The organism is Paraburkholderia polaris (assembly GCF_012927345.1).
Taxonomy (GTDB): Bacteria; Pseudomonadota; Gammaproteobacteria; order Burkholderiales; family Burkholderiaceae; genus Paraburkholderia; species Paraburkholderia polaris.
The window spans coordinates 62,429-87,534 of the sequence record NZ_JABBGJ010000044.1 but is presented as its reverse complement, the minus strand read 5'-3'; the positions used below and the strand labels follow the sequence as shown (position 1 = coordinate 87,534).

The 25,106-nt window shown below is 59.7% G+C and carries 21 protein-coding genes; 18 read left to right on the top strand and 3 right to left on the bottom strand.

Translation table 11 applies throughout. The features are described from left to right. Positions 1–313: 313 nt before the first annotated feature. From HHL24_RS33515 to HHL24_RS33475, 9 genes are all read left to right on the top strand, one after another. Positions 314–1,984 carry an aromatic/alkene/methane monooxygenase hydroxylase/oxygenase subunit alpha gene (locus tag HHL24_RS33515; RefSeq protein ID WP_169489586.1) on the top strand — a complete coding sequence of 557 codons (1,671 nt, stop codon included), beginning with the start codon at positions 314–316 and terminating at the stop codon, positions 1,982–1,984. Between the two features lie 66 nt (positions 1,985–2,050). Next, complete coding sequence (locus tag HHL24_RS33510; protein WP_169489598.1) at positions 2,051–3,133, top strand: NADH:ubiquinone reductase (Na(+)-transporting) subunit F; 1,083 nt, start codon at positions 2,051–2,053, stop codon at positions 3,131–3,133. A 62-nt stretch (positions 3,134–3,195) separates the two neighbouring features. Continuing rightward, positions 3,196–4,281: a ferritin family protein gene (locus HHL24_RS33505; protein WP_169489585.1), complete on the top strand. Its 1,086-nt coding sequence runs from the start codon at positions 3,196–3,198 to the stop codon at positions 4,279–4,281. Positions 4,282–4,338: 57 nt separating this feature from the next. After that, positions 4,339–4,692: an MmoB/DmpM family protein gene (locus HHL24_RS33500; protein WP_169489584.1), complete on the top strand. Its 354-nt coding sequence runs from the start codon at positions 4,339–4,341 to the stop codon at positions 4,690–4,692. A gap of 82 nt (positions 4,693–4,774) precedes the next feature. Next, entirely contained in the window at positions 4,775–5,800 is a 1,026-nt protein-coding gene (locus HHL24_RS33495; protein WP_169489583.1) for an amidohydrolase family protein, read from the top strand. Beyond that, complete coding sequence (locus tag HHL24_RS33490) at positions 5,797–6,654, top strand: metal-sulfur cluster assembly factor (protein WP_230417668.1); 858 nt, start codon at positions 5,797–5,799, stop codon at positions 6,652–6,654. Before HHL24_RS33495 ends, HHL24_RS33490 begins: the two co-directional genes overlap by 4 nt. A 34-nt stretch (positions 6,655–6,688) precedes the next feature. Continuing rightward, positions 6,689–8,326 carry a molecular chaperone GroEL gene (gene groEL / locus HHL24_RS33485; RefSeq protein WP_169489582.1) on the top strand — a complete coding sequence of 546 codons (1,638 nt, stop codon included), beginning with the start codon at positions 6,689–6,691 and terminating at the stop codon, positions 8,324–8,326. A gap of 359 nt (positions 8,327–8,685) precedes the next feature. Then, the gene (locus tag HHL24_RS33480; RefSeq protein ID WP_169489581.1) at positions 8,686–10,005 is read left to right on the top strand and encodes an Nramp family divalent metal transporter; all 1,320 of its coding nucleotides are present in this window, start codon (positions 8,686–8,688) and stop codon (positions 10,003–10,005) included. A gap of 394 nt (positions 10,006–10,399) precedes the next feature. Further along, positions 10,400–12,388: a sigma-54-dependent Fis family transcriptional regulator gene (locus tag HHL24_RS33475; protein ID WP_169489596.1), complete on the top strand. Its 1,989-nt coding sequence runs from the start codon at positions 10,400–10,402 to the stop codon at positions 12,386–12,388. A gap of 31 nt (positions 12,389–12,419) precedes the next feature. Here the strand turns inward: HHL24_RS33475 and HHL24_RS33470 are convergent, their stop codons facing one another. Further along, entirely contained in the window at positions 12,420–14,243 is a 1,824-nt protein-coding gene (locus HHL24_RS33470) for a sigma 54-interacting transcriptional regulator (protein WP_169489580.1), read from the bottom strand. Between the two features lie 429 nt (positions 14,244–14,672). Here HHL24_RS33470 and HHL24_RS33465 point away from each other — a divergent pair, with 429 nt between their 5' ends. The 9 genes from HHL24_RS33465 to HHL24_RS33425 all read left to right on the top strand — a co-directional run bounded on the left by HHL24_RS33465 (position 14,673) and on the right by HHL24_RS33425 (position 21,961). Next, the gene (locus HHL24_RS33465) at positions 14,673–14,948 is read left to right on the top strand and encodes a phenol hydroxylase subunit (protein ID WP_169489579.1); all 276 of its coding nucleotides are present in this window, start codon (positions 14,673–14,675) and stop codon (positions 14,946–14,948) included. A 28-nt stretch (positions 14,949–14,976) separates the two neighbouring features. Then, complete coding sequence (locus HHL24_RS33460) at positions 14,977–16,008, top strand: aromatic/alkene monooxygenase hydroxylase subunit beta (protein ID WP_169489578.1); 1,032 nt, start codon at positions 14,977–14,979, stop codon at positions 16,006–16,008. Next, a complete protein-coding gene (locus tag HHL24_RS33455) occupies positions 16,001–16,273 on the top strand; it encodes an MmoB/DmpM family protein (protein WP_169489577.1) in 273 nt (90 codons plus the stop codon). The genes HHL24_RS33460 and HHL24_RS33455 overlap by 8 nt, the downstream gene beginning before the upstream one ends. A 20-nt stretch (positions 16,274–16,293) precedes the next feature. Beyond that, a complete protein-coding gene (locus HHL24_RS33450; protein ID WP_169489576.1) occupies positions 16,294–17,907 on the top strand; it encodes an aromatic/alkene/methane monooxygenase hydroxylase/oxygenase subunit alpha in 1,614 nt (537 codons plus the stop codon). A gap of 34 nt (positions 17,908–17,941) precedes the next feature. Then, complete coding sequence (locus HHL24_RS33445) at positions 17,942–18,304, top strand: phenol hydroxylase subunit P4 (protein WP_169489575.1); 363 nt, start codon at positions 17,942–17,944, stop codon at positions 18,302–18,304. Between the two features lie 39 nt (positions 18,305–18,343). Next, positions 18,344–19,408, top strand: a complete 1,065-nt coding sequence (locus tag HHL24_RS33440) for an NADH:ubiquinone reductase (Na(+)-transporting) subunit F (protein WP_169489574.1) — start codon at positions 18,344–18,346, stop codon at positions 19,406–19,408. A 324-nt stretch (positions 19,409–19,732) separates the two neighbouring features. After that, positions 19,733–20,299, top strand: a complete 567-nt coding sequence (locus HHL24_RS33435) for a TetR/AcrR family transcriptional regulator (protein WP_169489573.1) — start codon at positions 19,733–19,735, stop codon at positions 20,297–20,299. Between the two features lie 173 nt (positions 20,300–20,472). Then, positions 20,473–20,898, top strand: a complete 426-nt coding sequence (locus HHL24_RS33430; protein WP_169489572.1) for an organic hydroperoxide resistance protein — start codon at positions 20,473–20,475, stop codon at positions 20,896–20,898. A gap of 34 nt (positions 20,899–20,932) precedes the next feature. After that, entirely contained in the window at positions 20,933–21,961 is a 1,029-nt protein-coding gene (locus HHL24_RS33425) for an alpha/beta hydrolase (RefSeq protein WP_169489571.1), read from the top strand. 69 nt (positions 21,962–22,030) lie between these two features. Here the strand turns inward: HHL24_RS33425 and HHL24_RS33420 are convergent, their stop codons facing one another. Further along, positions 22,031–23,401 carry an MFS transporter gene (locus tag HHL24_RS33420; RefSeq protein ID WP_169489570.1) on the bottom strand — a complete coding sequence of 457 codons (1,371 nt, stop codon included), beginning with the start codon at positions 23,399–23,401 and terminating at the stop codon, positions 22,031–22,033. A gap of 51 nt (positions 23,402–23,452) precedes the next feature. Next, on the bottom strand, positions 23,453–24,703 hold the full coding sequence (locus tag HHL24_RS33415; RefSeq protein ID WP_169489569.1) for a metal-dependent hydrolase family protein: 1,251 nt from the start codon (positions 24,701–24,703) through the stop codon (positions 23,453–23,455). Positions 24,704–25,106 lie beyond the last annotated feature (403 nt).

Sequence of the window (25,106 nt, the reverse complement as noted above, 5' to 3'; positions counted from 1 at the left end):
TGACGTTTTCACGAAGACCTGTTTGCACGGCTAAGCCTTGTCAATCCTGAACCAGCGTCGCTTGGCACGCTTATCGCTCTACTAGTTCACGTAACAAGGAAAGCGTTGCAGTCCCGAAGCGCAAAACAAAAATGGCAGGAGACACGCTCATGAAGAGCGGATCTGGACATGCGTCCTTCAGAATTTCTCTCGCCAATTTTTGCTAGCGAACGCGACTACGCCCGCGTTGTTGACTCTGGCCGCGGCACTAGCCAGCCCTGCCCCAAAGCGTCGCCGTACCACGGTTATCGCGAAATGGAATTAGGAGAGCCCAATGTCTGATGGATTAACGCTAAACAAGATCACCTCCCAGCGAGGGATCAGTATCGGTGAAGCGGCCCGCCGCGTCGCCGATCTCGGCTGGACGCCCAGTTACGTCCAGGAGGCCATGACCTTCCCGACCGACTACAAGATCAGCAAGGCGCCGCGCGATCCGATGAAGCAGGTGCTGCGCTCGTATTTTCCGATGCAGGAGGAAAAGGATAACCGCGTCTATGGCGCGCTCGATGCGGCGTTGCGCGGCGACATGTTCCGTAATGTCCAGCCGCGCTGGGTCGAGTGGATGAAGCTATTCCTCGCGATCATCCCGTTCCCCGAAATCTCGGCGGCACGTTCGATGGCGATGCTCGGCCGGCTCGCGCCCGGCGAAGAATTGCGAACCGGCTTCACGATGCAGATGGTCGACGAGTTCCGGCATTCGACGATCCAGATGAATCTGAAGAAGTGGTACATGGAAAATTATATCGACCCGGCCGGATTCGATATTACTGAGGCGGCATTCGGCAAATGCTACGCAACGACCATCGGCCGCCAGTTCGCCGAAGGTTTCCTTACCGGCGATGCGGTTACCGCTGCCAACGTGTTTCTGCAGGTGGTCGCCGAAACGGCATTCACCAATACGCTGTTTGTCGCCATGCCGTCGGAAGCTGCCCGCAACGGTGACTATGCGTTGCCGACGGTGTTTCTATCGGTGCAGTCAGACGAAAGCAGGCACATCGGCAATGGCCATTCGCTGGTGATGTCGATCATCAACGACCCGGACAACCATCTTCTGCTAGAGCGCGACCTGCGCTACGCCTTCTGGCAAAACCACGCGATTGTCGATGCGGCAATCGGCACCTTCATCGAATACGGCACCGCGGATCGTGACAAGAACAAGGAGTCGTATGCCGAGCTGTGGCACCGGTGGATCTATGAGGATTACTACCGTACCTACATGCTGCCGCTGGAAAAGTACGGCATCAAGATCCATCACGACGATGTCGCGGCCGCCTGGGATCGCATTGTCAAACAGAATTATGTCCATAAGGTCGCGCAGTTCTTTGCGGTGGGCTGGCCGGTCAATTTCTGGCGCATCGAAGCACAGACCGAAAAGGACTTCGAGTGGTTCGAGCACAAGTACCCAGGCTGGTACGCCGAATTCGGCGACTTCTGGAAGTGGTATGCGAAGAAGAGCGTGCCTGGCGAGACCAACATGCTGTTCGACCAGGAAAGCGGTTATGTGTATCCGCACCGTTGCTGGAGCTGTCTGGTGCCGTGCCTGATCCGTGAAGATTTCGTGGTCGACGAGGTCGACGGTCAGCTCTACACCTACTGCTCGGAATTGTGCCGCTGGACTCACAAGGTGGCGTTCGCCCCGGAATACGAGGGGCGGCCAACGCCGGCAATGGGACGCTTCAGCGGACGCCGCGAATGGGAGGAGTGCTACCACGGCTGGGATCTGGCCGATTGCATCAAGGATCTCGGTTTCGTGCGTAGCGACGGCAAGACGCTGGTGCCGCAGCCGCATCTGCGATTCGACGACAGGAACATGTGGACGCTCGATCATGTTCGCGGGCATACGATCCAGAGCCCCATCGTTCTGCTGCGCAACATGACACCGGAACAGCGCGAGAAGCATATCGCCGAGTATCGAGCCGGTTTCAAGATCAATCCGGTGAACTGACGGCAATGTCGTCCGGAGGCAGCGGTGCGGCTGCCCCGGACGAACGAGGAGCGCGAGATGAGCTACATGAGTGACACGCAAGAGAAGAGGGCCGACATGCCGGATGCAGAAGAGGACAAGGTACTTCATACCGTGCGATTCGAACCGGTCGGCGTGGAGATGACGGTTGAGGAAGGCGAGACCGTTCTCGATGCCGCTTTTCGCCAGGGTATCTCGGTGATGCACGGTTGCAAGGAGGGACAGTGCAGCAGTTGCAAGTCCTTGCTGATCGAAGGCGATGTCGAAATGCAGAAGTACTCGACCTTCGCGTTGCCTGACTACGAGCGGGAGACTAATCACATCCTGTTGTGCCGGACGCTCGCCTTCAGCGATCTGACGGTCGAACTGCTGAACTACGACGAAGACCTCATGCGCCGCTCGATAGCGGTTAGTGAATACGACGCAACGCTGACGCAGATCACCGAACTGACGCATGACATCAGGCTGCTGGAAGTGGAGTTGTCACGGCCGCTGCGCTTCTGGGCTGGTCAGTACGTGGACCTGACGATTCCGGGCCTCGGCATTACGCGATCGTTCTCGATGGCGAGCACGCCAAATGGTCAGAGAAAGCTCGAATTCATCATCAAGAAGTATCCCAACGGCGCATTCTCGTCGCAACTGGACGGCGGTCTAAAACCTGGCGACAGGCTGGTGGCGAAGGGACCGTACGGCACGTGTTTCCGCCGCGAGGACCAGCCGGGACCGCTGGTGCTGGTGGGCGGAGGTTCGGGGATGTCGCCGCTGTGGTCGATCCTCAACGATCACGTGCAAAGCGGCGAACAACGGCCGATCCGTTTCTTCTACGGTGCTCGCAGCCGTCGCGATCTGTTCTACCTCGACGATTTCGCGGAACTGGCGGACCGGCTGCCTGATTTTCGCTTCATTCCGGCGCTTTCCAACGCCGAGCCGGGTGACGACTGGACCGGCGAGACCGGCTTCATTCACGAAGTGCTTGGCCGCACATTGCGTGAGGAATCGCTGGACGGTGAGATCGATGCGTACACATGCGGTCCGACGCCGATGATCGATGCGGTGATGCCGGTCCTGCAGATGGCGGGCGTTGCGCCCGAGCGGCTCTATTTCGACAAATTTACCCAGGCGATTCGCTGACGGAAGCCAAGGCATCGCGCCAGATCGAAAGTCCGATAACCGAAACAGGAAGGAGGAGCAACATGAGCACGACGCTACAGGAAGTAGCACCGCTGAAGTCAGGCGCGGCCGGCGCGGCCCAGTTTGCGGGCTCTGAGAGCCGCAAGTACAACTACTTCGAGCCCAAGGGACGCAAGGCGACCCACTACGAGGACATGACCGTTGATGTCCAGCCGGACCCGAAGCGCTATCTGCTTCAGGACTGGATCCTCGCCTTCGCAGACGGTACGCCGACCTACTCGGAAACGTGGACGGCAGCCAAAAGCACCGACTGGCATAAATTCCGTGCAGTCGATGAGGAATGGGAGCGCACGCACTACCAGCGTCAGTCGACGATCGTCGGCATGATCACCGGCGCCGTCAACAACGCGCGGCGCTCAGGCGCGGTGAAGCGTTTCGACAAGACCTGGGTCAAGGTGCTGGAGCAGCATCTTGGCGCGTACAAGCACGCGGAGTTCGGTCTCGGCACCGCCACCATGCACGCGCAGCGCTATGGCTACACGCAGATGATCAATAGCGCGATCCTGACCAACGCCTCCTACAAGCTGCGCTTCGCTCAGGACTTGACGCTCTACCTGGGAGAGATCGCGCTGGACCTGTCGAACATGGATCTTGACGCCGGCAAGGAGCATTGGCTGAACGATCCCATCTGGCAGGAAACACGCCGGGCGGTCGAAGCCATCGGCGGCGCAACCGATTTCCTCGAAAAGTACTTCGCGGTGAATGTCGTGTTCGAGCCGATGGTTGCGGATCTGTTCCGCAGCGGTTTCATCATGCAGGTCGCCGCTTCGCAGAACGACTTTCTGACGCCCACGGTCGTTTCCGCCGCGGAGGGGGACTACGAGCGCAATCTGGCCAATGCAGTTGAACTGTTTCACATGCTGGCCAACGATCCCAAGCACGGCGAGGCCAATCGCAAACTGTTCGGTGAGTGGTTGGAGAAGCACGGTGCGCTTGCCGCGTCCGCAGCGAAGCACCTGCAGCCGATCTGGTCGATTCCGCATGTCAAGACGGCGCAGTTCAATGATTGCCTGAACAGTTCGATAGAGCGGGCGGAGATGATTGCCAGAGAGATTGGCGTCCACTTTCCGTTGGCACTTCAGGCCTGACGGGTTCCTTTCCCAGTTGATCCAACCGCGCGACCTAACCGCGAAGAGGAGTACGCAATGTCATTGCATAACGACAATATCTTCAAGTCGATGAAAGATGTTCGCTTCGAGCAGACCATTTCCCATCAGTGCGGCGTCACGATGAACGACAGCGTTGAGGCTCGCGCGATCGCTGAATTGATGACCCACAAGCACGGCATTACGGTGACCTATCTGCCCGCCATGATCCGGATCGATGGGCAGGGCAAGATCGAATTCAAAATGGGCGAGATCAGCGAAGCGCTGGGCCGGGAGATGACCCCGCATCTGTTTGAGATATCCACATCGACTCACTATGGGCGGATGGTGATGGTCGATGACGAGACCGTTGTGCTGTTCGGCAACATGGACGACGCGATGGCCTACGAGTAAGCGTGCAGCCCGTTATCTGACCCGGCCGACCGGCCGCCCTGAGGGGGGCCGGTCGCTCGCAACAACCACGGAGACACAAGCCATGTATCGAACCACGGACGGTGAAGACATCTTCATCATCGACGGACACGTCCATCTATGGGACGGCAGCAAGGCCAACTTGAAGAACGTGCATGGCCAGCAGTTCATCGATTGCTTTTACGCGTATCACTCGAACCTGAGTCCCAAGGAGTATTTGTGGCCGAAGGAGAAGTTCGATAAGTATGGCGAGGAAACCATGTACAACGACCTGTTCGTGACGGGTTACGACGACATGGCGATCTGTCAGCCGACCTATCTGACGGACTTCTACAAGAATGGCTTTAACACGACCGAGAGCAACTATGTGTTGAAGGAGAAGTACCCAAACCGTTTCATCGTCAATGGCGCGTTCGATCCGCGCGACGGCGAGGCTGGACTCGACTACCTGGACGAGCTGTCCGAGACGTATGGGATCAAGGGCGTCAAGCTCTACACGGCGGAGTGGCGTGGTGACAGCAAGGGCTACAAGCTGTCGGACCCGAGCGTGCAGAAGTACCTCGAACGATGCGAGAAGCTGGGCATCAAGAACATCCACGTCCACAAGGGCCCGACGATCCTGCCGCTGAACCGCGACGCTTTTGACGTTGCCGATGTCGACGACGTGGCGACCAGCTTCCAGAACCTGAACTTCATCGTCGAGCACTGCGGCTTGCCACGTCTGGACGATTTCTGCTGGATCGCGACCCAGGAGACGAACGTCTACGGCGGTCTTGCGGTGGTGCTGCCATTCATTCACACGCGTCCGGAGTACTTCGCGCATGTGATCTCGGAGCTGCTGTTCTGGATCGGCGAAGACAAGATCCTCTACGGCAGCGACTACGGCATCTGGTCGCCCAAGTGGCTGATCGAGAAGTTCATGGCCTTCGAATTGCCGGAGTCAGTCAGCAAGGAAACCGGCGTGCAACTGTCGCTGACGGCGAAGAAGAAGATTCTCGGGCTCAACGCGGCGCGGTTGTACGGCATCGACATCGAGGCGCAGAAGAAGTTGCTGGAAGACGTCCGGCAGCCGGCGGCGATCGGGGCATGAATACCATGGCCGCCACGGATGCGAAAGCCACCGTCGATCGGGCCGCGGAGGTGTGGGCACAACTCGGATTGGTCGCCGATCCCGAACTCGACGAGTCGGTGACCGAACTGGGTTTCATCACGCACGTGGACGTGGATGCAGAAGGGCGCGTTCAGATCGGCTTCCGGTTGCCGACTTACTGGTGTGCCGCCAACTTCGCCTTCCTGATGGCCGACGACATGCGCGTTGCCGTAGCAGGCTTGCCGTGGGTGACGAAGGTGACGATCGGACTCGGCGAACATATGTATGCCGACGAGATCAACCGCGGCGTGGCGGCCGGGCGGTCATTCCAGGACACCTTTGGCGCTGAGGCCAGCGGCGAACTCGAGGACGTCCGCCGGACCTTCATGGTCAAGGCTTTTCAGCGGCGACAGGAAGCGCTCCTCACGTTTCTGCTCGAGCATGGCCTTGAACCCGCGCTGCTGGTGCGCATGAGCGTGGCGGAACTCGCTGGCTTGCCGGGCGATTCCGCAAGCCGGCGGCTCGTGGAACGCTATCTGGAGCGGCGCTTTGTCGTCGGAGGCTGTGCCTATGGTGCGGCGCAGGCCAACGAAGCAGCCTTCGTCGACAGTAAAGACGCGTTGCTCGATGCGGACGGGCTTGGCGCCTACCTGCGTGCCTTGCGGCGGGTCGGCGTCAATGCGGAATTCAACGGCGCGTTGTGCCGCGGCTTGCTGGCGGCACGCTACGGCGACGCGGACGCAGCCGCGCCGCAAGTCGAGATCAAACCCGTGCACTTCGTGCCGGTCAGCGACTGGAAGAGAGGCATTGGGCTTGCGCAATCCGGCAACACGGCGAATCAGTTTGAAAGGTAGTAATCCAGACTATTCCAACAGGAGGAGATGAATCATGCCGAATATCATGCTGCATGACGACGAGGCCCGTATGGCGCTCGGTCGCGGTGTCGCCAAACTGGCCAAAGCGGTACGAGGCACGCTCGGCCCTCGCGGGATGAACGCTATCATCGACCGGCCGATCGGCACGCCGATCATCTCGCGCGATGGTGTCAGCATCGCCAACGAGATCGAGCTGGAAGATCCGTTCGAAAACATCGGTGCGCAAGTGGTGCGCGAAGTCTCGAAGCAGACCAATGAAGTCGCCGGCGACGGCACCACCACGGCCACCGTGCTGGCCGATGCATTGGTGCAGGACGGCCTCGCCAGCCTCGCTGACGGTGCCAACCCCGTTGAGCTGGTTCAGGGGCTGGAGATCGCGGTAGAAGAGGTGATCGCGGCACTCAGGCGCGCAGCGACACCGCTGCGCGGAAGCGAAGAGGTGCGCGCCGTGGCCGTGGTCGCCGCCAATGACGAGGTTACCGGCGCGATGGTGGCCGAAGCACTCGAGCGAGTGGGTCCCGATGGCATCGTCGACGTCGAATACGGCACGACGGTCGAAACCCGTCTCGAAGTGGTCGATGGGATGGCGTTCGATCGCGGCTACCTCTCTCACCATATGGTCACGGACATCGAGAGAATGCAGGTGGTGCTCGACAACCCGCTCATTCTGATGACCGATCAGCGGCTGCAGTCGCCGGAAGAGGTAGCGGCGCTTCAGGCGCTCGCGGCTCACAGCAAACGCCCGTTGCTGATCATTGCTGAGGAGGTTGCCCCCGCCTGTGTCATGACCCTGCTTGCTTGGCGGGACAACGGCGGCGTTCCGGTGGCGGCGATTCATCCACCGGAGTACGGGCATTGGCGCAAGGCTATGCTCGAGGATATCGCCATCGTCACAGGCGGCCGGGTGATCGCCCGCGATCTGGGCGGCAAGCTCGAAGCCACGGAACTGCGCGATCTTGGCAGCGCGCGGCAGGTGCGCATCTCGTCGAACCAGACCATTATTACCGCTGGCGGCGGCGATCCGGCTGCCGTTGCCGCGCGCCGTCAGCAGGTCGCGCGTCAGTATGAAATGGCCCCGGAGAATGTCGAACGCGATAAATTTCAGGTGCGTCTCGCCAAGCTATCCGGCGGCACCGCGATGATCCTCGCCGGCGGTGCCACGCCGGTCGAACAGAAGCGCCGGCTTCACCTGATCGAGGACGCGATCAATGCGGCGCGCGCGGCGATTGCCGAGGGCGTCGTGCCGGGCGGCGGAATGGCGCTGCTGCGCGTGTCTACTGAGCTCGAAGGCGTGATTGCACGGACCCAGGGCAGTGTGCAACAGGGTGCGAGATTGCTGCAGCGCGTGCTGGCGAAACCGCTCTATCACATCGCGACCAATTGCGGCCTCGACGGCGCGGCGATCGTGTCCGAGGCGGTGCGTGCGAAACCGGGCGTTGGCCTCGACGCCCGCACTGGCAAGTTCGTCAACCTGATGGAGGCGGGTATCATCGATCCGGTAAAGGTCAGTTATAGCGCGGTACGCAACGCTGCTTCGGTCGCCGGCTTGATCCTGACCACCCAGACACTGATTGCCAAAAAGCCGGACACGATCGATCCGACCGCTGGCCCGGCGCTTGGCGCCGGCGCCGAATTGCTCGGCCGGAAATAGTGACGCTACGACCGGTCTTTCGGTCGAGGACCGGCCAAAAAACGGCCGCCGCCGGCGTTTTTCGAACGGCCATCAATAGAAGGAGACAACGATGCGTATCGACGCGGCTCCCCGATTCAATGCCGTCGCGGTGACGGCTCGGCACCTCAGTGCAATGTCCTGGACTCGCCTGCTCAAGTTCACGTCTGGGTGGACAATCACACTCTGCGGTACATTTATTATTATGTCCGATGTGGGCTCGGCGGCCGCTCCGCTCTTGCGCAGCGTCTTCGGTGCAATCAGCAGTGCAATGCCGTGAATGCCATGCCTGCCGTGTAAATCGGGCACTCCTGTCATTTTCATGAGCAAGGAGCAAAAGCTTGGACGATCGCGTTCGTAAGGCAGCCAGACCGGCGACGAGAACCGAGCGCACAACGCTTGCGGTGAGAGAGGTATTGGAAGGCCGCCGCCGCGGCGCGCTGATGCTTCTGCCGTTTGCTGGACCGGCAGTGGTGGTTTCTGTTGCCTATATGGATCCGGGCAACTTTGCGACGAATATTCAGGCGGGCGCCAGATACGGTTACGCGTTGCTCTGGGTGGTGCTGTTGGCAAACCTCGTGGCGATGCTGTTTCAGGCGCTCTCGGCGAAACTCGGCATCGTCACCGGGAAAAACCTCGCGGAGCTATGTCGCGAACGGTTTTCGAAACCTGTCCTGCTGGTCATGTGGGGTGTAAGCGAAATTGCCGCGATGGCAACCGATCTGGCCGAATTTCTCGGTGGAGCAATCGGACTGTCGTTACTGTTTCACATGCCTTTGCTCGCCGGCATGGTGGTCACCGCGGTAGTGACGTACGGCCTGCTGTTGTTTGAGAGCGCCGGTTTTCGCCCCCTTGAACTGGCGATCGGGGCACTCGTCGGCATCATTGGGTTGTCCTACCTTGCTGAACTGTTCATTACGCCGATTGCGTGGCCGAGTGTCTTCGCCCATACGTTTTCCCCCCAATTGCCCGACGCGAATGCGCTCACCATTGCAGTCGGTATTGTGGGTGCGACGGTGATGCCCCACGCGCTCTTCCTGCACTCCGGGCTCACGCAACGCCGAGCACCCGCGAGAACGGAGCGCGAGCGGGCAAAGTTGCTGAAATTCTCGAATATCGAGGTCGTCATCGCACTGACCATCGCCGGTTTCATCAATATGGCGATGGTTATCATGGCTGCGGGCGCATTTCATCACGGGCATCCTGAGGTCGCGGAGATCGAAACGGCCTATCACACGCTGGCGCCGCTACTAGGCATTGGGGCGGCGGGGATTTTCCTGTTGTCGCTGATCGCTTCTGGCATATCGAGTTCCGTGGTCGGCACGATGGCGGGTCAGATGATCATGCAAGGGTTCGTGGGCTTTCGCATTCCGCTATGGTTGCGCCGGGCCGTCACGATGGTGCCGAGTTTCGTCGTGGTGGCGCTTGGGGTCAACGCGACTCAGGCGCTCGTCCTCAGTCAGGTGGTATTGAGCCTCGCGTTGCCGCTGCCGATGGCAGCGTTGCTATGGTTCACCTGCCGCGAGGACGTGATGGGCCCATACAAAAATCGCGCGTTCGTCGCCGTGATCGCCACGCTGGCGGCATTCGTCGTCTTATCGTTCAATGTCGTGCTGATATTGCAAACGTTCGGCATTGAGATTCCTGGCTTGCCAAGCTGAAACATTCCCTATCGGCGGCCTGACGAGTTCTTACACGATGCTGACTCTCGGTGAGCATTGCGTTGCACCGGGAGTCTCTGAAGTGGCGTTGATACGCCGCGTTACCGCGATGCCTTTTTGTCGATAAAGATTTCAAAAAGATGGTGGATATAAGTCGTCAAACGAACAGTTAGCAGGGCAAAGCGGACGGTGATCCTCGCCGGGTTTTCATGAGCAGACTTGACGGCGATGCAGGCATATACTGATCAGCGATCGCGCTGCTGGGTTTGACTGACAGTCGAGCAAAAAACCAGGCCGCGACATACTTGCGAGTCACGCCGAATCCAGCCGCAGAGCCGGTTCCGAGCTGACCACGCATAGGAGGAGAGTTGTGACGAGACAGCAGCTCAGCAGCATGTCGGGTCTTGGCAATCAGGCTACCATGCGCAGCGCAGTGGCTAACGCGCAGCGTGCGAACGACCGTCACTCCGACAGGGTCACGATGCTCGCATGGGAGCGTTTTCTCGCGGGCGAGCCGTCGACGTCCGCTCCTTCGGCCCTGATCGACTCCTGGCAACGCAGTCTGCGATCCGGAGTCAGTCCCACTGCGGGGGCGGCCCCTGTCGCGGTCCATGGCGACGCAGTCGCGACGCTGTGCTGGCGGCACCGGGAGTTACTGGCGGCGGCTGATCGTCTTTTCACCGTGACCGCGGATCTCTTCGCGGATTCGCATTCGATCCTACTGCTGACCAACCAGGACGGTGTGATTCTCAAGGCCGCAGGCGACTTGCGTACTTTGGCGGCAGGCGAAAAAATCCATTTGACGATGGGCGGCGACTGGCGTGAAGGCCAGGCCGGCACCAACGGCATCGGCACCACGCTCGCCACCGGCCAGCCCACCTATATCCACGGCTCGGAGCACTTCTGTGAAGGAATCAAGTCGTGGAGTTGCGCAGCGGCGCCGATTTGCGAACCCGGCACCGGCAAGATTCTCGGCGTGCTCGACATTTCCGGGCCCCCTTCCACTTATCAGATCAATAACCTTACGTTAGCGGTAACAGCCGCGCGTCAGATTGAAATGGTGCTGGCCGAGCAGGCTGCTCGCGAGCATATGCGCCTGCTGGCCTTCTGCCTGCAGCGCCTGTCGTCATCCGATGCAACCGGGATGATCGCGATTGATCGGGCCGGGCGGCTTGTGCATACCACCGGCAGGGTGCCATTGCCGGTCAGCATCGGAGAACGCTTCCCCGGTATGGATGAGAGCTCCGCTGTCGAAGACTGGGCGCAACATCTGCCCAAAGGCTTGCATACCGACTGGTTCAACCCGGTTGTGGTCGATGGCAACACGATCGGTGCCATGCTCGTTGTTCCCGTGCGATCGCGACCTATCAACGCCCGGATCGCCGAGCGCTGTGGCGAGGCCGATCCGCAGCGCAGTTGCTTCGCGCAGATCCAGGGTCAAAGCGCGGCAATGCTGGCCGCCGTCAACCGGGGTCGTCAGCTTGCCCGCAGGCGTGTGCCGGTTCTGATCGAGGGCGAAACCGGGGTCGGCAAAGAGCTGTTCGCGCGCGCCATACATGGCGAAGAAGGGGGAGGCGGACCTTTCGTCGCTTACAACTGCGGAGCCGCGTCGAAAGAACTGATCGCCAGCGAGTTGTTCGGCCACGTGCGCGGTGCCTTTACGGGGGCGACCACCGAGGGGCGGCCGGGCCGATTCGAACTGGCTCACGGAGGCACGCTATGTCTCGACGAAATCGGTGAGATGCCGCTCGAACTTCAACCGGTCCTGCTGCGCGCGCTCGAGGAGGGCGTTATTTACCGGTTAGGGGACACTCAGCCGCGACGCGTCGACGTGCGCCTGCTGGCGATGACCAATCGCAATCTGCGCGAAGAAGTCGACTCGGGCCACTTCCGCCGCGATCTTTATTACCGCATCAGCGTTACGCGTATACGCATTCCGCCGCTGCGCGAACGGGACATCGACATCGATCTCCTCGTCGAGTTCTTCAACCGGCGACTCGCCCAACGCCACGCGGTTCCCGAGCGACGACTAAGCGCCGAAATCATGGCGGTGCTGCGCGCTTATTCCTGGCCGGGCAATGTCAGGGAGATGCGCAACGTCATCGAAAATCTGCTCCTGACGTCTAGCGAAGAGGTGGTGACGCTCGATGAGCTACCCGCCGAACTGCTCGACGAAACAGGTACTGTCGGCGTTGCGTCGCCTGTGCTCGAGCAATCGGGCAGTCTGGAGGAAACGGAGCGTTTGGCCATCGCCCGGGCAGTGCAGGGCGCTCACGGCAATCTCGCCCAGGCCGCCCGCTCATTGGGTGTCTCGCGCAGCACGCTATATCGCAAGCTGGACCTCTATCAACTGGACGCCATCGCCAAACCGACGGGCGAATGAGGAGTCGCCGCAGAGGGGCGACTGCTGCGTTCTATACCCTAAGACCTCGGCTTTTCAGGCGATACACCAGTTGAGGCCGGGTGATACCGAGCGTACGAGCCGCAGCGGAGAGATTCCCCTGCGCCCGCTGAACTGCACTTCTCAGTAGTGCAGTTTCGATATCGTCGAGAGACGTGGTATCGACATCACCGGCTAGCCCCATGAGCAAGCTGTTAACCTTCCTTGTGACGCGTTCAACCTCAGCCTCCTGTCCTTTCGCTGCTTGTTCAAGCAATGACCCTGAAGGCGCCAGCGACCCGTCCGTGCCGAGTCCAAAGAGCTTCGCATCAATGGTCTCGCCGCTCGTGAAAAGATGGCCGATGTCGATCGCGCCACCATCCGGCGCGAGAATAACGCCGCGCTCGACAATGTTTTCCATCTCCCGAATGTTGCCCGGCCAGCCATAGTTCAGCATTGCATCAAGCGCACGACCGGTGAATCCGGTCACATCGCGCGAATGCCGTTCGCGATATTTGCGGAGCATATGATTGAGTAGGACCGGCAGGTCCTCGCGCCGCTCGCGTAGTGATGGAACACGAATGGGAAAGACGTTAAGGCGGAAATACAGATCTTCTCTAAAGCGGCCCGCGCGAATCTCGTCCTTTAGATCGAGATTGGTCGCCGCAACTACCCGCACGTTGACCCGACGCGTCTGCGTATCGCCAACCCGTTCAATCTCGCCCTCCTGTAGCGCGCGTAACAGTTTGCCCTGTGCGGTCATGCTGAGGATGCCAATCTCGTCGAGAAACAGCGTGCCGCCGTTCGCTCGCTCGAAGCGGCCAGGACGGCTCTGCGTCGCATCGGTGAAACCGCCTCGCTCGACGCCAAACAACTCCGACTCGACCAGTGCCTCAGGAATGGCGGCACAGTTGACGGCGATGAACGGGCCATCAGCGCATGCGCTGATCCGATGCAAGGTGCGGGCGCACACCTCTTTGCCGACACCGCTCTCGCCCAGAAAGAGGACCGTTGCACGCGTGCCCGCCACGCGTCGGATCATGTGGCACACCGCGTTGAAGCCTGGGGATGCGCCGACCATATTGTCGTCGCCGAAAGCGGTCGGCGCGGGAACATCCCGAAGGGCTGCCACACCGGGCTCGCATCTGGAACTTGCCGCAGAAAGACCTTGCGTGAACGACTGCGCCTGCATGAAACGCAGATCGTCTGCGGCCTCGTCTCCCCATTCCTCGACGGGCTTGCCGACGATACGGCATTGCGTCTGACCCAACGCGCGGCATTCCATCTCGCGATAGAGGATGGGTCGCCCCATGAACACACTGGTGTAGCCGGATGCGTAGCCGATCTGCGTCCAGCAAACAGGCTCAGCGCCGATTCCATAGATGCGGATATGTTCCTCGTCTTCCGCACAATTCTTCCAGATGAATTCGCCGTAGTACTCGCCTTTCTCAACGTTGATTTCGAGGCGTACCGGTTCGACGGCCGTCATGCCTTCGAGCATATGCAGTTGCGGGCCGACCGCAAACATTTCCGTGATCGAGCTATCGGGGCGGACCTTGCGCGCCAGTTCGGCATCACGCGCACCGGAGTTGTATCCCATACGCGTCAGCAGTCCACGCGCCGCATCGATACCGAGACTGTCGATCAGCTCGCGCCGCATCACACCTATGGACCCCGTATGAACGAGCAGCATGCGCTGATCGTCCAGCCAGATGCGTCCATCGGCCGGGGAGAAATGGAGCCTCGACATCAGATCCGCGATGTCGGGATATCGAAGGCTGTCGACACGACTTCCCTTCGGGGAAACGACTGATATCCGCTCGCGTTTAGCGGCCTGAGGTTTGCCTCGCGTGACCATCTGGTTTCGTCTCCGACTTCTTCTTCAGGAAATCAACGGCAGGGGATTCCCGTCAGTATGCAATGCGTCGCGGCCTCTTGCATGTCGAATCGCCGCTTCAGGCACATGGGGTGTTCCCGGATGCTGATTTGATCGAGCGGCGATCGCGTGCCGGCGTTGCTATTCGATCATTTCGTCAAGTGCGAGGGATCTCGCCGGCTCGACGCTAGTCCTGCCGCCGGTAGTTCGCCAGGTGTTTGAGCATTGATCCACAAGGGATTGCCCCCGTTGGTGCGGCGCGTCGTCGAAGGTCATAGCGTGGATTGGCATACGAGTTGCATCTATAGGCACGCCAGCCCGCATTTCGATCAAAGCGTGAAGAGAGCTTGCTCTCCGATTCACAGAACGCCGAGAAGCGGACGCATCCAGCAAAACAAACAGGAGACAGCGATGCCATCGCATCCGCAACCATCTGCGCCGGTCGCGCGCGCCTTCGATGTCACGCAACGCTACGTGCGCTTCAGGCATCAGCGTGGCGATGGTTTTGTCGAGTTCGACTTTTCGATTGGAGATCCGGCGCTTAGCGTCGAACTCGTCATGCCGTGGCAGGCGTATGAGCGCTTCTGCGCGGCAAACAGCGTGGTTCATCTAAGTGACGAAGAAGGAGAGGCGCTCGATGCCGAACAGCTGAAGTGGCGTTACGGTCAACCCGGCCTCGCCGAGTGATTCGAATCAATCAACGGAGGAGTGACTCATGCAAATCGACATCAAGACGTCTGCTGTCCAGCAGATCCGTCAGACGTTTTCCCACGTGGCGCGACGGCTCGGCGCAGACAAGCCGGCGTCACGCTATCAGGAAGCCACGCTGGAATTGCAGCCCGAAGACAATTTTCATTACCGCCCGCTGTGGGAGCCCGAATTCGCGCTTTACGACAAAGGCCGCACTGCGATCCAGATGAGCGACTGGTATGCGTTCAAGGATCCGCGTCAGTACTACTACGGCACCTACACGATTGCACGCGCGAGACAGCAGGACGCGATGGAAAAGAATATCGAGTTCGTTTCGAAGCGACGTCTTCTCAGCGATTTGCCGGATGATGCGAAGGCGAAAATCGCTGCGCTGATGGTGCCGCTCAGGCACGTCGAGTGGGCGGCGAACACGAACAACTGTTTCGTGACTGGCTACGGCTGGGGGACCGCGATCACGCAGGCGACGATGTTTCATAGCATGGACCGCCTGGGCATTGCGCAATATCTGTCACGGATCGGCTTGATGCTCGACGGTAATCAGGGGACGTCGCTCGAGGAGGGCAAGGCGCGCTGGCTCGACGATCCGGTTTGGCAAGATTTGCGTCGTGTGGTCGAAGACACCATGGTGATCAAGGACTGGTTTGAGACTTACGTCGCGCAGAACGTCGTACTCGACGGCCTCCTTTATCCGCTCGTCTATCACCATATCGACCCGCATTTCTCAGCGCAGTATGGCGCGGGACTCGGCATGCTCAACGAGTTCGCCAGCGGGTGGTTCGACGAGTCGAATCGGTGGGTCGATGCCACACTCAAAACGGCAGCCTCGGAATCGAGTGAAAACGCGGCACTGCTGGGGCAGTGGATCGCAGCGTGGCGCACGCGGGTATTGGCCGCGTTGCGACCGATCGCCGTGCAGGCGTTAGGCGCCGCGCCGGCTGAAAGCGCTTTGAGCGTCATTGTAGAAACCTTCGATGCGCGAGTCGCAAAGCAGGGTGTTGTCGTCTCGCAAACTGCCGCGGAGGTGACCCATGCCTGATTCCGTATTCATCGCCTTTCAGACGAACGACGACTCGCGCCCGATCATCGAGGCCATCGAGGCGGATAACCCTCATGCAGTCGTCAACGCGTTTCCCGCGATGGTCAAAATCGATGCGATTGGCCGCCTCGTGGTCCGCCGGCAAACGATCGAAGCGCTTATCGGCCGCGATTTCGATCTGCGCGAATTGCAACTCAACCTGATCTCGCTTGGCGGCAACATCGACGAGACCGACGACGAATTCATTCTTGAATGGAAAGCCTGACCGGCGACCGGAGACGAAACATGAGCACGACAAGCACGACAGGCGCAGCAGGCACCACGCCGAAAAAGCTGAGCATCAAGGAAAACTACGCGATGCTAACGCGTGGCCTTGGCTGGGAGACGACCTATCAACCGATGGACAAGGTCTTTCCATACGACAGCTTCGAAGGCATCAAGGTCCATGACTGGGACAAATGGGAAGACCCGTTTCGTCTCACGATGGATGCGTACTGGAAATACCAGGGCGAAAAGGAGCGCAAGCTCTACGCGATCATCGACGCGTTCCAGCAAAACAACGGCCAGTTCAACGTCACGGACCCGCGTTACATCAACGCACTGAAACTGTTCCTGACAGGCGTGAGCCCGCTCGAATATGCAGCGCATCGCGGCTTCGCGCTTGCGGGGCGCAATTTCCGCGGCGCCGGTGCGCGTATCGCCTGTCAGATGCAGGCAATTGATGAACTGCGTCATGCGCAAACGCAGGTCCATACCATTAGCCATTACAACAAGTTCTTCAATGGCTTTCACGACTTCAAGCATATGCACGACCGGGTCTGGTACCTCTCGGTGCCGAAGTCGTACTTTGAAGATGCGATGAGCGCGGGACCGTTCGAATTCATAACGGCCATCTCGTTCTCATTCGAATACGTGCTGACCAATCTGTTGTTCATGCCGTTCATGTCAGGCGCTGCATTCAACGGTGATATGGCGACGGTGACGTTCGGGTTTTCCGCGCAGTCGGATGAATCGCGTCATATGACGCTCGGCCTCGAGGTCGTGAAGTTTCTGCTGGAGCAGGATCCAGGCAATGTGCCGATCATCCAGAAATGGGTCGACAAGTGGTTCTGGCGCGGATACCGGTTGCTGACGCTGGTCGCAATGATGATGGACTACATGTTGCCGAAGCGGATCATGTCGTGGCAGGAAGCCTGGGAAACCTACTTCGAGAAAAATGGCGGCGCGCTCTTCCATGATCTGGAGCGCTATGGCATCCGCATGCCGAAGTATCACGAGGTTGCGTCGAAAGAAAAGGACCGCCTTTCGCATGAGGCGTGGGGCATCTTCTACAACTACACACACGCGGCGGCGATGCACACCTGGATTCCGTCTGATGACGAAATGACGTGGCTGGCGGAAAAGTATCCGAAAACGTTCGACACGCTCTACCGGCCTCGCTTCGAATACTGGCGCGAGCAACAAAAGGCAGGCAAGCGTTTCTACAACAACACGCTGCCCATGCTCTGCCAGATTTGCCAGATTCCGATGGCGTTCACGGAGCCCGACGACCCGACGAAGATCTGTTATCGCGAAAGCGATTATCTCGGCAACAAATATCACTTTTGTTCCGACGGCTGCAAGGACATCTTCAACAACGAGCCTGAGAAATATGTGCAGGCGTGGATGCCGGTGCAACAGATCTACCAGGGAAACTGTTTCGAGAAAGATGCCGACCCGAGCGCAGCGGATTTCAATCCGCTTCTCGAAGTACTGCGCTACTACCACATCAATGTCGGCGAGGACGGTCATGAGTTCGAAGACTCATCAGACCGCAAAAACTGGATGCGATGGACCGGTAAGCCGGGTGTCAGCGGAAGTGCGTCCGCAGCAACCGAACCCGCCGGAAAAACCGCCTGAACTTGCGTTCATCGATCATTCAAGGAGACACATCATGGCCGTTATCGCGCTCAAGGAAGGCTACCAAGGCGAAGTGAAAGACCGTGAAGAAAACTTTCACGGCAACCGGTTGCTTTTCATCGGCTGGGAAGACCACCTCATGTTCTGTGCGCCGCATTGCATTCCTGTGCCGCCGACGTTGACGTTCGAGAGGCTCGTCAAGGAAGTGATCCCGGGTATCTATTCGTCGCACCCGGACTGGGACAAGGTTTCGGTCGACCAGATCGAATGGTTCCGCTCTGGCGAGCGGTTTACACCCGAGTTCGACAAGACCCTCGGCGAGAACGGCTTGCAGCACAAAGCGGTGATCCGCTTTCGCACGCCGGGTCTGACGGGTATCCACGGGTCATGCAGCTAGTCGCGGATCCGCGCAATCAACGAAAAAGGGAGCGCTGACATGAGTTATCAGCTAACGATCGAGCCAATCGGCCACTCGATCGAAATCCACGACGATCAGACGATTCTCGACGCGTGTCTGCGCGCGGGCGTGTGGTTGCCGCATGCGTGCTGCCACGGACTGTGTGCGACCTGCAAGGTGCAGGTTATCGATGGCGAGGTCGAACATGGCAACGCATCGCCATTCGCGCTGATGGACTTCGAACGTGATGAACGAAAGTGCCTCGCGTGCTGCGCGACAGTGCAGTCCGACACGACCATCGAGGCGGATATCGATGAGGACGTGGATGCGCGTCATTTCCCAGTCAAGGACTACACGGGACATGTGAAGGAGATCGTCGATCTGACGCCGACCATCAAGGGTATCTTCATCGAACTGGACGAGGAGGGTATCCAGTTTCAGGCCGGGCAATATGTCAATGTGCATATCCCTGGTGAAGATATACCGCGGGCGTTTTCCCTTGCCGACAAGCCGGGGTCGTCTACGCGCGTTGAACTGAATGTACGGCGTGTGCCGGGTGGTAAGGGCACGGCGTATCTGCATGAAGCACTGAAGTCCGGCGACGCGATCCGCTTCAGTGGTCCTTTCGGCCGCTTCTTCATGCGGGTATCGGACCCGCAACCGGTGATCCTCATTGCAGGAGGCTCCGGCCTATCGAGTCCCCGGTCGATGCTGCTCGATCTTCTCGAACGAGGCGATGAGCGGCCCGTCACGCTGGTCTATGGCGCCCGCGATCGCGCGGAACTCTACTATCACGAGTTTTTCCTCGAACTGGCGAGTCGCCATACGAATTTCACATACGTCCCGGCGCTCTCCAGCGAGGCTGAAGACACCTCATGGAAAGGCTTCCGAGGCTTCGTTCATGAGGCGGCAAAAGCGCATTTCGAGGGCGACTTTCGCGGCCACAAGGCGTATCTGTGCGGACCGCCCGTCATGATCGAAGCGTCCATCAGAACGCTGATGCAAGGGCAGTTGTTCGAACGCGATATCTACACAGAAAAATTCTTGACCAGTGCGGACGGTGCTGAAGCGTTCGGAAAAAGCCCGTTGTTCAAATCGATCTGAATCTGAACTTCTAATTGGGAGACAAACCTCATGGACAGACTAACCATACGATTTTTGATTTTTACGCTCCTCAAAGTACGCGATAACGCGCCCACAACCGAAGTGATCGCATCAGAGCCACAGCTGTTTGATCGCTCCATGGATGCGCTCGCCCTGTGGTTGAGCGAGCGCCCATCCATAAAAAACAACGTTTGGAGATGACGGGGGCGTGGTTCATTGCCATGCCTGGGGCGCGAGTCCGCCGGGCATCAGGGAACCCGAGACTCGCGTTTATGCAGACCGAACCCCTTGACAGTCTATCTATGAGTAGATATAGTTCGATCCATGGAAACGACAACGACAGTGCGCGAGCAGATCCTAGACCATGCAATCACGCTCATCATGCTGCGTGGTTACAACGGGTTTAGCTACCGTGATCTGTCCAGTCTGGTTGGCGTAAAGACCTCGAGCATCCACTACTACTTTCCGTCGAAAGACGATCTGGTTCTGGAAGCGGTCAACGAGTACAGCAAGGAAGTACTCAACGCCCTCCACGCAATCGAGGCTTCGTTGCCGGCCGATTCAAAGCTCAGCAAGTACGCGAAGATGTTCGGCAGGACCCTCGGTGACGGCGATCAGATCTGCCTGTGCGGCATGCTCGCTGCCGACATCGGGTCGCTGCCGGATAACATCCGGCAAGCGGTGCAGGCTTTTTTTAAGGCTAACGAAAGCTGGCTGGCCAAGGTTCTGGCGCAAGGCGCGCAGGAACGTACGCTGGCGGTGAACGGCAAACCGGAAAACGCGGCGCGCGCCCTCTACGCGGCTTTTCAGGGCAGTGTGCTGGCAAGCCGGCTGTTTCACACCAAGGCTCGACTCGAAGATGTTGAGGCTTCGGTGAGGATCGCGCGATAACGCAGTCGATTTGAGGTGGTGAGCCACCTCTTTGTTTGGCCCTTTTATCTATCTTTGAGTAGATAGATAAAAGGCAGATGTGTTGTCTAAATCATCCGATTTTTTTACGTATCAATCTATCTAGTAGTAGATAGCAAAACTTGATTGCTGTCCCCTTTTAAAGGAGCTTCACCATGTCACTCGAAAAAGTCCTCTACCGCGCCCATGCTCATGCCACCGGCGGCCGTGACGGTCGTGCTGTCGTCCCCGCGGGCAATCTCGACTTCAAGTTGACCACGCCCAAGGAATTGGGCGGTGCGGGCGGCGAAGGCGCCAACCCCGAGCAGCTTTTTGCTGCCGGCTACAGCGCCTGCTTCCTCGGCGCGATGAAGTTCGTGGCCGCGCGCGACAAGGTCGCTATCCCGGCAGACGTCTCGATTGACGGCAGCGTCGGCATCGGCGCGATCCCGAACGGCTTCGGCATCGAAGTCGAACTGAAAATCTCCCTGCCCGGCATGGCACGCGAAGCGGCACAGGCACTGGTCGACAAGGCGCACATCGTCTGCCCTTACTCGAACGCCACGCGCGGCAACATCGACGTCACCCTCACGATCGTTTAACCACGCCCCCAATCGACTCGCATAGGAACAAGCCATGAAGACCTTCAAGCCCTTGCTGCTCGCCGCCGTACTTGCGGCCAGTTCTACCCTCGCCATCGCCGCAAGCCCAGCGACACCCGCCTCGCCCGATCTGGTGACCAGCCAGTTCCTTCATGCGCTGAACAGCGGCACAGGACCGGCAATCAACACGTTGACCCCGGCGCAAGCACGCCAGGTGCTGATCGGCGCACAGAACAGCGTGAAGGTCGATCTGTCCGGCATTGATGTGTCGAACAAGACCATCGAACAGGACGGCATCACCGTGCCGATCACGATCGTGCGGCCGCAAGGCGCAACGGGTACGCTGCCGGTCTTCATGTTCTTCCATGGCGGCGGCTGGATCCTTGGCGACTTCCAGACCCACGAGCGGCTGGTGCGCGACCTCGTCGTGCAATCCGGGGCAGTGGCGGTGTTCGTCGATTACACGCCGTCGCCCGAAGCGCGTTACCCGGCGGCGATCAACCAGGCATACGCGGCCACGAGGTGGGTCGCGGAACACGGCAATGAAATCGGTGTGGACGGCAGCCGCCTCGCGGTAGTGGGCAACAGCGTCGGCGGCAACATGGCGGCGGTCGTCTCCCTGATGGCGAAGAACAAGCAAGGTCCCGCAATCCGCTTTCAAGGCCTGATGTGGCCGGTGACGGACAACGATTTCAGCGACGGCTCGTACAACGCCTATCCGGAAGGCCATTTCCTGACCCGGCCGATGATGAAGTGGTTCTGGGATGCTTACACAAGGGATCCGAAGCAGCGCAACGAGATTTACGCTTCACCGCTGCGTGCATCAACGGATCAGCTGAAGGGATTGCCGCCGGCGCTGATCCAGGTAGCGCAGTTCGATGTGCTGCGCGATGAAGGTGAAGCCTACGGTCGCAAACTCGATGCTGCGGGCGATGAAGTCAGCACCGTCCGCTACAACGGTACGATCCACGACTTTGGCTTGCTTAACGCGCTCGCCGGAGACGCGCCGACCAAAGCCGCAACCAGGCAGCTTGCCAACGAGTTGCAAGCGCGTCTGAAGTAAGCCGCGCAACCCCGACCGCGGCGCGCTTGCGTAACAGCATCGTGCCACGGCTATCGGGGCATTTGACTCTTACTGTTCGATTTGCCCTGCTGCAATGTCCTCGAGCGACCTTCCGCGCGTCGGCACTCCCATGAGTACAACTGCTATCGCACCGGTCAGCAGCACAAGCGTCGTCGCACCGAACACCCCGGCGAAGCCCAGCAGCGGATAGACGTACCCGACGAGGATAGGCGCGGCAATCGCGCCCAGCCGGCCAATTGACGAGGCGAGCCCCGTGCCCGTTGCGCGCACGTCGGTGGGAAACACCTCCGGGGTATAGGCATAAACGCCGGCATAGGTGCCGTTCATGAAGAACGAAAGCAGGATGCCTGACACCATGATGCCTGCATCAGTACGCGTCAACGCAAGCCCAAGCGCCGACACTCCGCCCAATATCATGTATGACGCGATCGTTGCTTGCCGGCCGATCTTCTCGTTGAGCCACGCGCCTGAAAAGTATCCCGGGATCTGTGCAATGTAGATCACGAGCGAATACGAAAAGCTCCGTGTGATCGTCATCCCGTTCTGAACCAGCAAGCCGGGAATCCACGTGAAAAAAGCGTAGTAGCTGAACGTGATGGATAGCCACATCAGCCACGTCATTGCCGTAATACGCGCGAGCTTCGCCGACCACAACGCCTTGACATTCGCGACGATTGAGGCCCGTCCGGCTGCGAGCGGAACATTTCCGTCGCGCACAGGAGACAGCGGCTCCAACTGCATGCCCGCTTTGCTTACCTCTGCCTCCATCCGCGACACGATCGCCTCAGCCTCCGCGTGGCGGCCGCGCGCCTCGAGCCAGCGCGGCGACTCGGGCAACGCGCGGCGCCACCAGAGCAGCATGAGAATGGGCAGCGCGGTGATGACCATGACCGCGCGCCATGCATTGGGTGCGAGCGGGATCACCAGATAGCCGAGCAGTGCGGCCGCCACGAAGCCAAACGAGAAAAACCCCGCGAGGCTGCCAGTGAAACTCCCGCGATACCGCCGCGCCACGAACTCCGAGAGGAACGGTGCGACGATGGCGCTTTCCGCGCCCGTCCCCAACCCGGCGACAATGCGCGTCCCAAGAAAGAATCCCCAATCATTCGCTAGCGCGCTGGCAATCGACGCTACACAGTAAATCACGAGCGCATACATCATGACCTTGCGTCGGCCGATGACATCGCCGAGCATGCCTGCGAGCATCGCGCCGACGAAATAGCCGATGAACGTGCCGCTTCCCAGCACGCCTGTCTGTACACTCGTCAGCCCCCACTGCGTGCGCAGCACCGGCAGCAGGAAAGCGAGCACGGCAGCGTCCATTGCATCGAAGGTGTAGCCGAGCCCGCCCATCAACAGCAGACGGCGGTGAAAACCTGAAAACGGCAGGCGCTCGATGCGGGCGGCGATCATCGACATAAGCAGACTCCGATAGGGACGGTGGGGCGCCGCGGACGCAGCGTCATACGGTCAACTGCTTTCGAGCTCGTTGACGAAGAGCCGGCCATCTTTCATCACGAGCGGAATATGCTCGCCCTGACCTAACAGGCAATCAACGGACTTCAGAGGATTGCCATCAACCACCAGCACATCGGCATGGGCACCCGGCATGATTCTGCCGAGCTTGTCCTGCATACCGAGCACTTCCGCACCAACGAGGGTCGCGCTCGCGATCACCTCGGCTGGTGACAGGACTTCGGCCAGGATCCGGAACTCATCGCTTTGCAGACGCTGCGCCTCGCCGAGCAAGTCCGTGCCGAAGCCCATCTTGACCCCGGCGCGCTTCATGATTTCAATCGAGTGCATGCCGGCGCCATGCACGTCCGCGACCTTGGCAATGCTTTCTGGCGGCAGCCCATATTTCTCGCCTTCGCTTGCAAGGGCGTCGTAAGTGACAAGGGTTGGCACGACATACGCGCCGTGCTCCGCGACGAGGCGGGCGGTCTCATCGTCAATCAGATTGCCGTGTTCGATCGTGCGCACGCCGCAGCGCACCGCGCGCGCGATCGCCGCAGGCGTATAGGCATGAGCTAGCACATAGGTGCCGCGCCCCTGAGCTTCGGCTACGATGGCGCGGATCTCATCTTCGGAGTAACCGAATGCGCCGACCGGATCGGTGGGTGAGGCAACGCCGCCCGAAGCCATGATCTTGATCTGATCGGCGCCCATCTGCAGTTCCTCGCGCACGGCCCGGCGCACTTCATCGACGCCGTCCGCTACGCGGCCAAGCGCGCCCACGCGCACGCAGCATCCGCAGGGTGAATCGGGTGGCATGTAGTCGGAACGGGCGCGCGGATCGGCATGCCCACCCGTCTGGCTTAACGCGCGGCCGGATACGAAGAGACGTGGACCTTCAATGAGCCCTGACTCGACCGCCTGCTTGAATGGATGCCCGGCGCCCCCTGCGTCGCGCACGGTGGTGAAGCCGCGGCGCAGCATCGCGCGCATGATCGGCACGGCGCGTAGCGTAACCAGCACGTTGGGTAGCGTCGCGACGCGCGGGAGGTTGAACTCGATCGCGACGACATGCACATGCAGATCGATCAGACCCGGCATGATCGTTTTGCCTTTGACGTCGATGACGCGCGCGTTGCTGCTTTTTATCGGCTTATCGGAAACTTCGCGGATGAAGCCGTCCTCGATGAGGACTTCGAAGCCTTCTAGCAGATCGGGGTGGGTAGGATCGAGAAGCGCGCCGTTACGTAGGAGGAAGGTGGTCAACTGTTGTCTCCTTCAGGTTTCGATCACAGCGCCCGGTATCCGGGCCTCGCCTCGAGTATGCAGGCTGGCGTATGGAAGCGCTGCCAGGATTTTCATCAGGATCGGACTGGTACCCATTAAGTATGTGCGCTGGCCAACACGTGGCGCGAAGCGGCGCGCGATCGCGGATTGACAGGTCATGCTGCACCGCGACGGCATTGCGGTGGGGATGTAAAAATATCGCAAAAAGATTTTCCCACATATTGATCTGTTGGACACCTCAGCATTAAGATGGGTGCCTTGGCGCGCGACATGCCACCCGAACGCAAGGTGGCATCCCGCAGCAGCCATCCCCGAATTGATCCTGCTCGCCAAGCGAGGCCAACGGATCAGGTTCCCAGCGAAGCAACAGGCTCAGCCAGGA